This window comes from Paenibacillus rhizolycopersici (genome assembly GCF_014947195.2).
GTDB lineage: Bacteria > Bacillota > Bacilli > Paenibacillales > Paenibacillaceae > Fontibacillus > Fontibacillus rhizolycopersici.
Map to the genome: position 1 here is coordinate 41,097 of NZ_JADCNN020000008.1, position 13,835 is coordinate 54,931.

General features: G+C 53.7%; 14 protein-coding genes. 6 read left to right on the top strand and 8 right to left on the bottom strand.

Features of this window, described 5'->3' with window-relative positions; translation table 11 throughout:
* Positions 1-53: 53 nt before the first annotated feature.
* On the top strand, positions 54-2,426 hold the full coding sequence (locus tag IM700_RS10720; RefSeq protein WP_193416926.1) for a GH36-type glycosyl hydrolase domain-containing protein: 2,373 nt from the start codon (positions 54-56) through the stop codon (positions 2,424-2,426).
* Between the two features lie 65 nt (positions 2,427-2,491).
* On the opposite strand, the gene IM700_RS23170 is transcribed toward IM700_RS10720, so the two are convergent.
* Together IM700_RS23170 and IM700_RS23175 are read right to left on the bottom strand one after the other, a co-directional pair.
* Positions 2,492-3,259: a sialate O-acetylesterase gene (locus tag IM700_RS23170; RefSeq protein ID WP_336244893.1), complete on the bottom strand. Its 768-nt coding sequence runs from the start codon at positions 3,257-3,259 to the stop codon at positions 2,492-2,494.
* Positions 3,172-4,356, bottom strand: a complete 1,185-nt coding sequence (locus IM700_RS23175) for a sialate O-acetylesterase (protein WP_239483795.1) — start codon at positions 4,354-4,356, stop codon at positions 3,172-3,174. Before IM700_RS23175 ends, IM700_RS23170 begins: the two co-directional genes overlap by 88 nt.
* Before the next feature lie 242 nt (positions 4,357-4,598).
* Here IM700_RS23175 and IM700_RS10730 point away from each other — a divergent pair, with 242 nt between their 5' ends.
* Positions 4,599-5,096, top strand: a complete 498-nt coding sequence (locus IM700_RS10730; protein WP_193416927.1) for a DUF2269 family protein — start codon at positions 4,599-4,601, stop codon at positions 5,094-5,096.
* Positions 5,097-5,214: 118 nt separating this feature from the next.
* Here IM700_RS10730 and IM700_RS10735 read toward each other — a convergent pair whose 3' ends face one another.
* From IM700_RS10735 to IM700_RS10750, 4 genes are all read right to left on the bottom strand, one after another.
* Positions 5,215-5,910 carry an ABC transporter permease gene (locus tag IM700_RS10735; RefSeq protein WP_193416928.1) on the bottom strand — a complete coding sequence of 232 codons (696 nt, stop codon included), beginning with the start codon at positions 5,908-5,910 and terminating at the stop codon, positions 5,215-5,217.
* A complete protein-coding gene (locus IM700_RS10740) occupies positions 5,894-6,826 on the bottom strand; it encodes an ABC transporter ATP-binding protein (RefSeq protein WP_155604723.1) in 933 nt (310 codons plus the stop codon). The genes IM700_RS10735 and IM700_RS10740 overlap by 17 nt, the downstream gene beginning before the upstream one ends.
* A 110-nt stretch (positions 6,827-6,936) precedes the next feature.
* A complete protein-coding gene (locus IM700_RS10745) occupies positions 6,937-7,893 on the bottom strand; it encodes a sensor histidine kinase (protein WP_193416929.1) in 957 nt (318 codons plus the stop codon).
* A complete protein-coding gene (locus IM700_RS10750) occupies positions 7,894-8,601 on the bottom strand; it encodes a response regulator transcription factor (protein WP_155604725.1) in 708 nt (235 codons plus the stop codon).
* A gap of 181 nt (positions 8,602-8,782) precedes the next feature.
* Here IM700_RS10750 and IM700_RS10755 point away from each other — a divergent pair, with 181 nt between their 5' ends.
* The 4 genes from IM700_RS10755 (at position 8,783) to IM700_RS10770 (ending at position 11,348) form a co-directional block, all read left to right on the top strand.
* Positions 8,783-9,670, top strand: a complete 888-nt coding sequence (locus tag IM700_RS10755) for a M15 family metallopeptidase (RefSeq protein ID WP_193416930.1) — start codon at positions 8,783-8,785, stop codon at positions 9,668-9,670.
* Between the two features lie 40 nt (positions 9,671-9,710).
* Positions 9,711-10,226: a VanZ family protein gene (locus IM700_RS10760; RefSeq protein WP_155604726.1), complete on the top strand. Its 516-nt coding sequence runs from the start codon at positions 9,711-9,713 to the stop codon at positions 10,224-10,226.
* 253 nt (positions 10,227-10,479) lie between these two features.
* Entirely contained in the window at positions 10,480-11,019 is a 540-nt protein-coding gene (locus IM700_RS10765; protein ID WP_059041456.1) for an NADPH-dependent FMN reductase, read from the top strand.
* 152 nt (positions 11,020-11,171) lie between these two features.
* The gene (locus tag IM700_RS10770; protein WP_167521157.1) at positions 11,172-11,348 is read left to right on the top strand and encodes a hypothetical protein; all 177 of its coding nucleotides are present in this window, start codon (positions 11,172-11,174) and stop codon (positions 11,346-11,348) included.
* Between the two features lie 62 nt (positions 11,349-11,410).
* On the opposite strand, the gene IM700_RS10775 is transcribed toward IM700_RS10770, so the two are convergent.
* Positions 11,411-12,727, bottom strand: a complete 1,317-nt coding sequence (locus tag IM700_RS10775; RefSeq protein WP_193416931.1) for a sensor histidine kinase — start codon at positions 12,725-12,727, stop codon at positions 11,411-11,413.
* Positions 12,727-13,404: a response regulator transcription factor gene (locus IM700_RS10780; RefSeq protein WP_193416932.1), complete on the bottom strand. Its 678-nt coding sequence runs from the start codon at positions 13,402-13,404 to the stop codon at positions 12,727-12,729. Before IM700_RS10780 ends, IM700_RS10775 begins: the two co-directional genes overlap by 1 nt.
* Positions 13,405-13,835: the final 431 nt, after the last annotated feature.

Sequence of the window (13,835 nt, forward strand, 5' to 3'; positions counted from 1 at the left end):
ATGAACATAGTTGTAGACAAGTAGACAAGATTATGCGGAAAAGAGGTTGAACCATGTTCAGAGCCACGGAGGACCAGGAATTCTACGAGTTGCTGAGCCCTACGCTCCTGCCCAAGGCGTCGGGATTCCTATGGAACGAAACGATGATGATTCACATGAACTGCCGCGGATATGCGGTAGCCCAGTTTATGCAACCGGAACCGGCGAAGTATTCGCATGCGCCGAATCTGGAAGCGAAGACGTTCATGCAGCCGGAACAACCCTACTATGCGCACCACCCGGGTCGTTTCGTGTTTGTGAAGGACGAGGAGAACGAAAGCGTGTTTTCGGCACCCTACGAACCCGTGCGGGTAAAGACCGACAGCTACTCTTTTGCGCTCGGCCAGAGCCGGATCGTCTGGAAGGTGGAGCATCAAGGTGTGTTGGTTGAAATGAGCCTCAGCTTACCGAAGGAAGATCCTCTGGAGCTCTGGCGTGTCAAGGTGACGAACGTGTCGCAGCAAGCACGGAAGCTGAGCGTCTATCCTTACTTTACCGTGGGTTATATGTCTTGGATGAACCAATCCGGCGAATACCTTGAGGACCTGCGGGCGATCGTCTGCTCTTCGGTGACGCCTTATCAGAAATATCAGGATTACGATAAAATCAAAAATTTCCGCGACAAAACCTTCCTGATCGCAGAGCACTCGCCGGTTGCCTGGGAGGTAAACCAGGAGGCGTTCGAAGGCGAAGGGGGGATTACCCGTCCTTCTGCTTTGGAGCAACCCGAGCTGGCGAAGGGAGACGCGCGGTACGAAACACCGGTCGCGGTCATGCAATACCGGATGGAGCTGGAAGCTGGCGAATCTCGGGAATACCGCTTCCTGTTCGGACCGGCCCGGGATGAGCGGGAAATTGCGCAGATCCGGGAGGCGTATTTCGGGTCGGGAGAAGATGGGTTCTCGGCGGCAGAACGCGAATACGATCGATATATCCGGGAAGGCCGAGGTTGCATGACGATATCAACGCCGGACAAGGATCTCGATCTGTTCGTCAATCGCTGGCTGCCGCGGCAGATTTATTACCACGGGCAAACGAACCGTTTGACCACCGATCCGCAAACCCGCAATTATTTGCAGGATCACATGGGCATGAGTTACCTCAAGCCGCAGGTGGCGCGGGCTTCGTTCCTGACGGCGCTCAGCCAGCAAAAGGCGAACGGCGCTATGCCGGACGGCATTGTCCTGCACCCGGACGCCGAGTTGAAATACATTAACCAGGTTCCGCATACGGATCATTGCGTCTGGCTACCGATTTGCCTGAGCACGTATTTGGACGAAACGGGAGACTACTCCATTCTGGAGGAGAAGGTGGCTTATGCCGACAACGGGGAGACCGAGCCCGTTTATGTTCATATTGACAAGGCCATGCGCTGGCTGATGAACGACCGCGACGATCGGGGGTTGAACTACATCAATCAGGGTGATTGGTGCGACCCGATGAACATGGTTGGTTACAAAGGCAAAGGCGTGTCCGGTTGGTTGACCATCGCCACGGCCTACGCGTTCCAGGTGTGGGCTGATATTTGCAACAACAGCGAGCGGGCGGAGGCCGCGCGGGAATACCGGGCGTCTGCCGAGGAGACGAATGAGGCGGTCAATCGCTACCTGTGGGACGGCGAGTGGTATGCGCGGGGCATCACGGACGATAACGTCGTGTTTGGGGTCAGCAAGGACCAAGAGGGTCGGATCTTTATCAACCCGCAGGGTTGGTCGATGTTGAGCGGCGCGGCCGATGACGAGAAACGCGAGAAACTGATGCAGGCGGTGCGCGAGCAGTTGGAGACGCCGTATGGCGTGGAGAAGCTCGCCCCTTCCTACACGGCGATGCGCGAAGACGTCGGCCGTGTGACGCAGAAGCACCCGGGCTCGGCGGAGAACGGCGCGGTATACAACCATGCAGCCGCTTTCTACATTTACGCGCTGTACGCCGTGGGCGAGCAGGAGGACGCGTTCCGGCTGCTGCGCAAAATGCTGCCCGGCCCAGATGTAGAGGACATCGTGCAACGGGGACAATTGCCCGTGTTCATCCCGAACTACTACCGGGGCGCTTATCGCCAGTTCCCGCGTACGGCGGGGCGTTCCAGCCATCTGTTCAACACGGGGACGGTGCCATGGGTTTATCGTTGCCTGATCGACGGGCTCTTTGGCGTGCAGGGTACGAAGGACGGCATCCGCGTGAATCCGCAGTTGCCGAGTCATTGGAACGAGGCGACGGTCACGCGCGAGTTCCGGGGCGCTACGCTGCATGTCGAGATCCAGCGCGATGCATCCGCGTCGCAGACGGAAGTGTACGCGGAAGGCGAGCTGCTGCCGGATGGCGTGCTGCGGAACGTGAAGCAGGGTAAGACTTACCGAGTGCAGGTGAAGCTCCCGGCCGGGGCCTAATCGCGTTCCGAAAAAACAACAAGCGCAAGTGCCAGGGAAGGGGTCCCTAGCGCTTGCGCTTTTTTTCATGCTTCAGTTTCAGTTGTAAACGGGAACGCAGGTAACCCCTCGCGGTTAACCAAACTCGCTTTGGCCGGGTTGTTGCTCCAGGCGTACCGTACATGGATCGGCGGTTTGACCTGCTCATGCCGCACGACCACGGTATCTCCGTCGATAACGGCCTGCGCCGGTACGAACGCCCCGTCGGGTCCGCAGACGCTGAATCCCTGCAGCGCGTTCCCATCCCGCGGGGTCAATCCGCCGCCGACCTCGGTAAAATGCAGCCGCAGCGCATCTCCCTGACGCTCCATCCGCACGAATATCGGCCCGCTGGCTACCAGCTCCGTTTCCCCGTAGGCGAGCCTGCGAGCGCAGAGGGCCAACCGCTGGCCAAGTGACTTTTTGTCCTGCGGGTGCAGGTCGTTGTATTCGCCGAGGTCGATCGCCGTAGCCAACGCGGTGCAAGGAACGGCCAAGCCTTTACGCTGCTCCTCACGCAGTTCCGCCCAGTCCGTGTATGGATCGCCTTCGGGTCCAAAGTTGGCCAGTTGGACGGCGATCACCGGGAACTCGCCGATTCCCCAGGCTTCGCGCCAGTCCCGCACCATGTCCCGGAACAGTTCAGCGTAACCTGCAGGCCGGCCCGTGTTGGACTCGCCTTGATACCACAGCACCCCGGCGATGTGGAACCGCCGCAGCGGCGCGATCATGCCGTTGAAATTGCCGGCCGCATGTAGTGGAAGAACGTCTGCGGTTCCAACGCCTCCGTTACCGCACCCACGCGGTACTTCCACGATCCGCGCAGGTCCAACTCCTGACCGCCGGCCTTGAGCTTGTAGGGCATATCATGGACGAACGACCCCGTGTTATGCGTTGTGATGACTCTTACAGCAAGGGTGTTTTTCCCCGGTTTTAACACGCCCTGCGGCACGTTATACCGTCTCGGCGGGTACATGTAACCCGTGTTCCCGACGAGCACCCCGTTTACGTACGTATCGTCTGCGTCTACGATGGTGCCGAGTGCAAGCTGCGCTTCACCTTCCATCATCGCCACCGGCACATCGATCTCTTTGCGGAACCAGACCGCCCCGCGAACGGACTCCAAGTCGCTGCCTGCCCAAGAACCTGGTACCTCGAACTCGCTCCACCGGGTAGCGTCCCAATCTGCTAGATGCCATCCCTCGCGCAAACCAGCGTCCGCCTCGTTCAGCTTTGCGTACCACTGCCCGTTTCGATCCTCGTCCCGTTGCTTAGTCGCCCGTACATAGGCGTCATCCTTGCATTGCTCCAGCGTCGCCTCGTAACCGCCGATCTTCCTTAGGGTCGGCTCCGATATCCATGCTTCGATCGGCGTGCCGCCTACCGCCGTTTGAATGAGACCGATCGGCACGCCGTAGCGTTCGTAGATCTCTTTGGCAAAGAAGAAGCCTGCGGCGCTAAACCCAAGCAGTCCCTCCGGATTGGCCGTTACCCATGCGCCGCCGTCCAGATCCTCCTGCGGACCGTGAAAGTCGTAGCTCTGCGGCACTGCAAACTGGCGGATCATGGGCAAATCCAGGCCCCGGATTTCTTCCGCGAGCCGATCCAGTGTCCGTCGCACCGGCAGCTCCATATTGGATTGGCCCGCTAGTACCCACACGTCCCCGACCAACACATCGCGAAGGACGCGCTTCTCCTCGCCGGCGGTGATCACGAGCTCATCGGGTCCGCCGGGAGCAAGTTCTTCGAGCTGCACCTCCCAGTTGCCGCCGGGATCCGCATCGGTGCAGGTGGTCATCCCGCGGAAGCCGATTTGCACTTTCTGCCCACCGCTGCTACATTGTCCTCGGAGAATAACCCTTGCATCTCGCTGCAATACCATGCCGTCGCTATAAATACCGGATAGTTTCATGGGCGCTCATCCCCTTATCGTCAAGTCTCTCTTCCTTATCATACCTAGGGAGCGCCCGTCCGGACTAGCTGCTTATGAAAGCCTTTTCCTCCGAAATGTTAGGTTGGCGTCCTCCCGCATCTCTCTGGCAAGTCCTGAAACGAACCTGCTGCGATTTCATGCAAACCGTAAAGCTTCGTCACAAGTTCACAACATTCGTCTGTTATGATGCTGGGGACAATCATTTAAAAAGGAGTTCTAAGATGAAAAAAATAGGACCTAAAGGCCTGAAATGGCTGAAAATCATCCATCTGCTGCTGGTCGTCATGTTTTTTGGCGGAATCCTTAGTTCGACGGCGCTTAATCTGCAAATCGATTTGCAGAATTACAATGAATCGTATTTAGCCTACAAGGGCTTGATTCTCATCAGCGATCATGTCGTCCGGTACGGCGCGATCGGTACCCTGCTCGTAGGGTTCGTCTATGGGTTTTTCACGAATTGGGGATTTTTTAAGCACCGCTGGGTTGGCGTTAAGTTCGTGCTATATCTCGTGCAAACGATTATCGGCATCTTTGTAGTCGATAAGCTGATGGTGGCCAATATGAGGATGCTGGAGACGCAAGGGGCACTGGCGTTAAGCGATCCGGGCTTTCTGCAAAATCATGAAATCAGGCAGGTCTTCGTTTGGTTTCAGGTCGCGGTTACGATATTCATCATCATCATTTCGGTCTGGAAACCATGGAAGAAGAAAAAGGCCTAATCCAAGAAGGGGGTGCCCCAAAGTTTACTTTTGGGACACCCCATTATTTTGAGCGGTTCACGCACTCAACAAAAAGCATTTGCGCTGCGCCGCGGTCACTTCATTCATTTGATTGGGCTTAGCCCACATCCACCCGGTCAATATTACGGAAGCTGAGGTAAGTGATGAGAATCCCCAACACCGACAGAGACAGCGGAATCGCAATGATGGAACTGAGACTGAAGCCGAGATTGCCGGAGCATACGATCAGGACGATGACAATCGACGATACAATCGTGGCGGGAACGGACTTGTTTCTCAGGCCGATGACCAGCGGCAATAAGCACATACCGGCAGCCCCGAAGGCTTGCATCAGCACGTTGAGGCCATGGTTAAGGAGCATATCCGTTTGCAGCGGATCAGACAAATAACCTGTGATTGAATTGATCCCGATAAAGATAGCGTCAACCAGAAGATTCGCTATCATCACATTGGCAAAGGTCCAAACAAACACCATCGCCAGCTTAGCGAAAATCAACTTTTTGCGGTTAACGGGATAGGCAAACAACAGAGCAATCGTCTTGTCTTTGAATTCACTGATCATGAGCTTCGATAAGAGCACGGAGGCGTAAACGATGAAGGTGGCCCGAACGAGCAGATCAATCATGGACAGCAATTCGGCTTGACTCCGAAACGAAGGATCTTCGACATTCATGGGGTCAGCAAAATAAATGACCGCCACGGATCCGGCAATGCACAGGTAGGCGATGAGCGCCCCCCAAAGGTAGCTGGTTAGGCGGCCCTTTTTGAGTTCCAGTTTAATAAGTTGAAGCATGGCTTTCCCCTCCTTTGAGCATCTCGAAGAAATACTCCTCTAGGCTGTGATGCTTACGGTTGATCGATTGAATCGGCACATCGTTGGCAATAAGCCCTTTGGTCAACGCCTCTTGGGACAGCTTCGGATCATAGATGCGGATGAGGTTGTCTCCGATTTGCTTGAAATTCTCAACGCCCAACGTATCCACGAGAACAAAGGCGGCCAGATTCACGTTTGAGGTCACGATTTCCACGTATTCGGTCGTGGAAGCATGCACGGATTCCATAGAGACTTCGCGAAGCAATCTCCCCCCGTCGATGACGCCGATGGTGTCCGCCACTTGTTCGATTTCCCCAAGCAAATGGCTGGAAATGAGTAACGCGATTCCCCAATCGTCACGCAGCCGACGAAATAATTGGCGCATCAGCTGAATGCCTTCAGGATCTAGACCATTGATCGGTTCATCCAGGAGCAGCAGCTCCGGCCGGGTAGAGATGGCCCGCGCGATCCCGAGCCGCTGCTTCATTCCGAGAGAGAACTGTTTGACCGGCTTATCCTGGGTGCCGATCAACTGCACCATCTCCAGTGCCTCGCGAATGGCGTCTTTCTTGTAGTAACCCATATACTCGGCATGCAGCTCCAAATTTTGCTCTGCCGTCAGCTTCTCGTAGAACACCGGCGTTTCAATCAAATGGCCGATGCGCTTCAGATGCTCTGTTGCCCCAGGTAGGAGCTTCTCCCCGAAAAGCTCAATTTCGCCGCCGGTGGGTCTGACTAACCCCAGTAACATCTTCATGACGGTTGATTTGCCGGCCCCGTTTGGTCCGAGAAATCCGTAGATCTCGCCCCGGCGCAGGGTCATATTTACGCCGGAAACCACTTCCGTCGTTCCGTAGCTTTTGATAAGTTGGTGCGTTCTTACGATTTCATTCATGGTCTCACTCCCCTTGTTTCTTTACCCTTACCTTTAGCGTAATCGGGGAAACTCTCTTTTCTATGTCATAGATCTTACTTATTTCTTACTTCGGAACAATCGTTCCTCCCTCAAGCCCGCTTCGATCGAGGGAGGGTGACGGTAAAGCAGGTACGTACACCCGGCGTGCTCTCCAGCTCGAGGGTACCCTTCAATCGCTCGGCAAGCCGCTTGGCGATGGTCAGGCCGAGCCCGCTGCCTTGCATCTTCCGGTTGCGCGAGTCTTCCATGGTATACATCCGCTCGAACACCCGAGCTTGTTCGGTTCTTGAGATGCCACGCCCTCGATCGATCACCTGGAGGGTGACGTGGTTCTCCGAAGTTCGAAGTGATAACCCTAAATAGCGTCCTTCCGCTCCGTATCGCATCGCGTTAGACAGCAAGTTGTCCAGTATACGGGATAATGCTTCTTCATTGGCATACACCCATACGGGGCTCTCAGGCAAATCGATATCGACCTGAAATCCTTGCTCAGAGAGAAGGTCGAAATAAGCTAGGATTCGCTGACGACTGATCTCTCCTGCATCGATCACCGACAGGGGGAGATCCAAATCGCCCGATTCCAGCCTGGCTAAATCGAAGAAAGTGTTGATGAGCTCATGGACCTGAGCCGTTTTCTTATGGATCTCCCCAAGCATCCTCCGGCGTTCTTCCTCCGGCAGGTCCGTCTGCTGAGAGAGCATTTCGGCATAACCCATGATGACGGTCAGCGGCGTCTTTAAATCATGCGAGACGTTGGATAACATCATGCGCATCGCCCGCTCCATGCCGGCATAATCCGTGGCCGATTGACCTGTTCGGTCAAGCAGGCCATTGATCGTTTGCAACAATTCCCGCAGTTCGGGAAGGGGAGTTAGGGTAAGAATACGTTCCTGCGTTATGGGATGCCGGGGATCGATGAAGGGCATGAGCTTGCGGTTGATGTAAGTAATCTCCTTTCGAAGCGCAAGGTTTGTCCTATGTTGATTGAGGTATAATATCGCCAGCACGGCGATGGGGATGAACAGCAACCACCCGTAATCCGTCATTCACCCTTCCCCCAGTCGGTACCCAATTCCCCAAAGCGTTCGAATATACCGGGGATTTGACGGATCGTCTTCGATCTTCTCTCGCAGCCTTCTCATATGTACGTTAATGACGTTATCATCATTGAAATATTCCTCGTTCCAAACTAGTTGATAGAGCATGGCCTTGGTGTATACCCGTGTCGGATGCTGAAGGAACAGCTTCAGAATATGAAACTCTTTTGACGTCAGCAAGATCTCCTTGCCTCGCTTGGTGACCGTAAAATTGCCGGGGTCGACCGTCAAGTCGCCGACGGACAATAACTTAAGGTCCGATGCCTGCCCGGCGTCATCCGGGTTCGAATATAACGTTGCCCGTCGGATGGAGGCTTGCACGCGGGCAGCCAACTCGATGAGCGAGAAAGGTTTAGCGATATAATCATCGGCACCTAGCCGCAGGCCCAGTGCCTTCTCGACTTCGTTGTCCTTCGCGGACAAGATCAGAATGGGGATGCTGCTCTCTTTTCGAATATGCTCTAGGATGTCGAGACCGCTCCGTTTAGGCAACATGAGATCCAGTAAAACCAGATCATAGCTCGCGGATGCGAATTGACGGAGCGCTTCCTCGCCATCCTGAGCCAAGGTGATCTTATAGCCCTCTTTGGACAGGTAATCCTTGACCATCGCGCTGATGGCTGGATCGTCTTCAATCATTAGTAGATGGCCTTCCATGATTTCGCCTCTCCTCTTGGAATTTACCCCCTATTCTAAGCTAGGAGATGTTATTCAACAAGCAAAGTTCGTGTGCACGGGATACGAGTATGCGATTTAAGAAAAACTTTATTTTTTACCCCCAATCTTCTTAAACAATGTGACCTATGCTAAAGAGGAAGAAAAGCTAGGAGGTACCCAAGTGAAAAAATGGATGATATGCCTCATGGTCCTGGTACTGCTGGGATTTGGGGTTACGAAATTTAAAGCGAGTATGGCCCGGACGCCGCAAGATACGACGTCGCCGTTACAGGTCGATAAATCCTATAACGTTCCGGAATCTTCCTCGGTGGTAGAGGGATTATCGATCGACGTCACCAAAGAGATGGTTTATCAAGGCGATTTGCTGCTGGTGAACAAAGACCATCCCGTCCCGAAAGAGCTGCATCCCGAATCGGAGGCGGTCAGTCTGATTCGGAATGCCGAGCTGATCAACGGGTTCGGGGTGTTGGATAATAAAGTGTTATTGTCGCCGCGGATGGCAGACCGGTTTGCAACGATGGTTCAGGCTGCCGGGGAGGAAGGGATCAATCATTTCCTGATCAGCAGCGGGTACCGGGATGAGCAGAAGCAGGACGAGCTATACCGCCAAATGGGCTCAAAACTGGCTCTGCCCGCCGGATACAGCGAGCATAACCTCGGCCTGTCGCTGGACATCGGATCTTCTCAAGCAGAGATGAACCTTGCTCCCGAAGGTCAGTGGTTGAAGGAGAATGCGTGGAAGTATGGATTTATTTTGCGGTATCCGGACGACAAAACGGCGATTACGGGCATTCAATTTGAACCTTGGCATTTCCGGTATGTCGGCCTGCCGCATAGCGCGATCATTCACGAAAATGGGCTCGTGCTGGAGCAATACATGGATTATTTGAGAGAGCAAAAGGCGGTGAGTCTAACCGTGCAAGGCCATAACTATCAGGTGTTCTATTATCCGGTTACAAAGGATCAGACGATCCGGGTGCCAGCACAGGGAAAATACGAAATATCCGGCAACAACATGGATGGGATTATTGTAACCGTACGGGATTAGACAGGCGGCAAAAAAGACATCATGAAAGCGAGGGGAAAGAATGCAAACGGAAAGTTGGCTGAAATACGCAAGCGTTCGGGTGCTGTTTGCCTTATATCTAAGTCTCTTGGTGAAAATCATCCTGTTCAAGTTTCACGATATCGAACTGGGTTTCCTCTGGGAACAATTGCAGGTTAGCTTGCACTACCCGAGAATGGTCTTCCGGAGATTGCAGGAGGGCAATCTCGTTCCATTGAAGGAAATCACCCGAAGCCTGGAGGTCATGACGCCGCATGACTTGGTTAACGTCTTCGGCAATGTGATGATCTTCATCCCGTTTGGGATTCTGCTGGGGATCATGTTCCGGGAAAAAGGCATTAACGGCGTGGAGACGATCCTTTACGCATTCGTGGTCAGTCTGAGCCTGGAATGTGCCCAACTGTTGCTGGCGATCGGCCGGTTTGACGTGGACGATCTGCTCTTAAATACAGGAGGAGCATTGCTCGGTTATTTCATGTACATTGTGTTTTCCGCGGCGCGAGATTCGCATGCCGTGGTGCGGACAGGAGAAGGTTGAATATTAGAGTGATAGCGTAGGGGGGGCTGCCGGAATCGGCAGCCTTTAGTTCGTTTAGGCGGAGGACATCCTCACAAACTTTTTGTAAGCTGCTTGACAAAAGGAACCTAGACGGATATCATTATCTCTAGTTCGAATAATCCGAATTTAAGACATTGGAGAAGTTCGGGAATGATACTTGGTGGTGTGACATATGAGTTTTTGGGGTAAATTATTAGGTAGAACATCTCAACCAATCGAGGAGGAAAAAATGATGTCTAAGTTGAATATTGGAATTATCTTGGGAAGCACGCGCGAAGGTCGCGTAAGCCCGCAAGTAGGCGAATGGGTGAAGAAACATGCGGACGCTCGGGGCGACGCAAACTATGAAATTATCGACATCGCTGATTTCAAACTGCCGCTGCTCGGGGAAGCAGACGCAAGCGAGCAAGCCGCTGCTTGGAATAACAAGCTGAACGGCCTGGACGGCTTCGTCTTCATCGTACAAGAATACAACCACAGCATTACCGGCGCTTTGAAGAACGCGCTTGACTATGCGCGTGAAGCTTGGAACAACAAAGCAGCCGGGATCGTCAGCTACGGCTCCGTGGGCGGCGCTCGTGCCGCTGAGCATCTGCGCGGGATCCTGGGTGAGTTGATGGTTGCCGACGTGCGTGTGCACGTAGCGCTGTCCCTGTTCACCGACTTCGAAAACTATAGTGTCTTCAAGCCGGCTGATCTGCATCAAACGAACTTGAACGACATGCTGGACCAAGTGTTGGCTTGGAGCGGCGCTCTAAAAACGCTGCGTTAAGATCCGTCCCGATCTTCTATATCCCCCCTGTGCCTCTATTTAATGGCGCAGGGGTTTTTGCATGAAGGCCGGAGGGGTGCCATTGATGTGAGGTTTGTCATATCGACAAGGCTGCCGCTTTTGCTAATTGTAGCTTAGGAGGTGGATGACGCATGAAAGTCAATTATCCCTTGAAGGGGAATGCAGATCTCAAGGAAATCAAGGAATCCCTTAAACCGTTTGGCGGACGCTGCGCCAAAATCGTAGAAGGTACGTTGGAATATCAAGTCAAGGATGAGAACGAAAAAGCCGCGTATGAAGCAATGAAAGAAAAGGGTTATATCAGCTAACCCAGTGATAGAAACAAGAAGGCGTCCCCGCCACGAAGTTATGGCATGGGGGACGCCTTCTTTTATTGGAAGAGGTGCACGTAGAACGTGGTGGACTGGCCTAAGGTGCTTTTGGCATAAATCCGGCCTTTATGCTGCTCAACAATCGACTTCGCGATCGCCAGCCCCAGGCCGTAGCCGCCTTGTTTGCGTGCCCGCGAGGCGTCCGTCCGGTAGAAGCGGTCGAAGATCCGCGGCAGATGCTCGGGTGGAATCCCTTCCCCGGTGTTGGTGACTGCCAGGATCACCTCGTTATGCGTCTTCTTGAGCAAAAGGGTGATTTCCCCGTTAGGATTGGCATACTTCACCGCGTTATCCAGCAGGATCATGACGACCTGTTTGATTTGTTCCGGGTTACCGTAGGCGGTGAGTTCAGGTTCGATGTCGTAGTTCAGGACCAATTCTTTCTCGAAAATAACCGCCTCCATCGTCAGCAGCACGCTTTCCACTGCCTCGCTCAGATCAAATCGGGAGAACAGGACGGTCGTTTTGGCATCGTCCATTTCGGTCAAATACAGCAAGTCGCGGGTTAACTTGGACATTCGCTCGGTTTCCGACTTGATATAGTGCAGCCACTTGGCCTGCCGGGAGATCGTCTCCTCCGGATTGGTCAGCAGCACGTCCGCGTTGGTGTTGATGATGGCCAGCGGTGTCTTCAATTCGTGCGAAGCGTCGGCGATAAATTGCTTTTGTTTATCAAAGGCTTCCTTGACCGGCGCGATCGCCCGATTGGCAAAATATCGGCTGGCAAAATACAAGGCGATCAGCATCCCCACCCCCACGGCGGAGAAGGTATAGATCAGATTGGTCAGGATCTCCTTCCGGGCCGTCACGTCCAGGAAGACCAGCATATACCCGTTGCCGACGGGCCGTATGTTAAAGATCCAGCGGCTGCCGTCCAAGCTGAATTGCCCGGTTTGGCGTTGCTCGGCCGCCGCTTCCTTCAGCGCCTGTTGGTAGAACGCCTCATTCATCTCGAACTTGGACATATAGGAGACGAGCCCAAAATCCGGGTCGGCCAGCAGCATAAACGACACGGAGCGGTCCATCGGGGCTTCTCCGGATCGATTCAGCGGCCCGCTGCCGCGAGGTGAACTACCATCCATGTCCCCGCTCATGCCGCCCCCCATGCCTCGATCATTGAGACCTGCACCCATCCGCATCTCGTTATGGCCGGGTGATTTTTCATAAGATTCCATGACTTGGCGCAAATCCATGTCGATATCGGTCTGTACGTTGCGATAAGTGATGATATAAATGGCTGCGAATGCCACCAGCATCATAATGGAAATCGTCAGCAGGTTGACGATCAGAAACCGGTTCCTGAGTTTCGTGAACATTAGGGGGTCACCTCTAGAACGTACCCGACGCCCCGGATCGTGCCGATCCGGACGGCGGAATGGAGGAACGTAAATTTTTTACGCAAAAAAGAAATATACACTTCGACGTTGTTATGCTCCACCTCGGAATCAAATCCCCATAGCTTTTCGATGATCTGTTCCTTGGAGGTTACGGCCTGCTTGCGGTTGATTAACAGCTCCAGCAGCTCGCATTCCTTCAGGTTCAGCTTGATTTCCTTCCCTTGGGAGGAGAGCTTTAGGTTCGTCGTATTGAGTTCGATGTCGCCGAATTTCAGGGCATCCTCCGGGATGACCTCGCCTTTCCGCCGGAGCGCGGCCCGGATGCGGGCCATCAGCTCTTCCGTCGAAAACGGTTTGGCGATGTAATCGTCGGCCCCATAATCGAGTCCGGATACCTTATCCTCAATCTCCCCTTTAGCGGTCAGCAGGATTACGGGGGTGGAGATGCCCTCGGCGCGGAGCGTCTTCAGCACAGTGAATCCGTCCATTTTCGGCATCATCACGTCCAGCAGCAACAAATCATAGATGCCGCTCTGTGCGTTATCCAACCCCGCCTCGCCGTTGTGAACCACATCCACAGAATAGTGATGTTTTTTTAAGATCTGAGATAGGGCTTCGGCCAAATGAACCTCATCTTCAGCAATTAATATTCTCATCTGGGGTGCCTCCCTCTACAGGTTATTCACAAATCGGTGGCTTCTCTAATGTAGCCATTATATCAGGATAACCTTTAATCAACCTTAAGCGGGAGCTCGAAGTGGCGGGTAAGCCAAATTAGTGATCAGGTAACTGGATCTAAACAGACCACGCCGGCGCTAACGCTGATCAGGAACGCTATTGGGGCAAATTCGGCGTTCTAGAAACTCTAACGCTTCTGAGCAACGCTATTTCGGAGAAAACCCCCGATTTGAGCCCCGAAAACAGCAAATAAGCTCTGTGATCCGCGTTAGAATTGGAAACCGGCGATTTTGGCTGATATAAGCCGTGTGGCAAGCGTTAGAGGTTAAGTAGGTTGAAGTTGCTGTTGTTGTACCTGAGGCGAAATAAGGTTAGCTGGTGCAGGCATGTCCTAAGGGGCTCGAAGTGG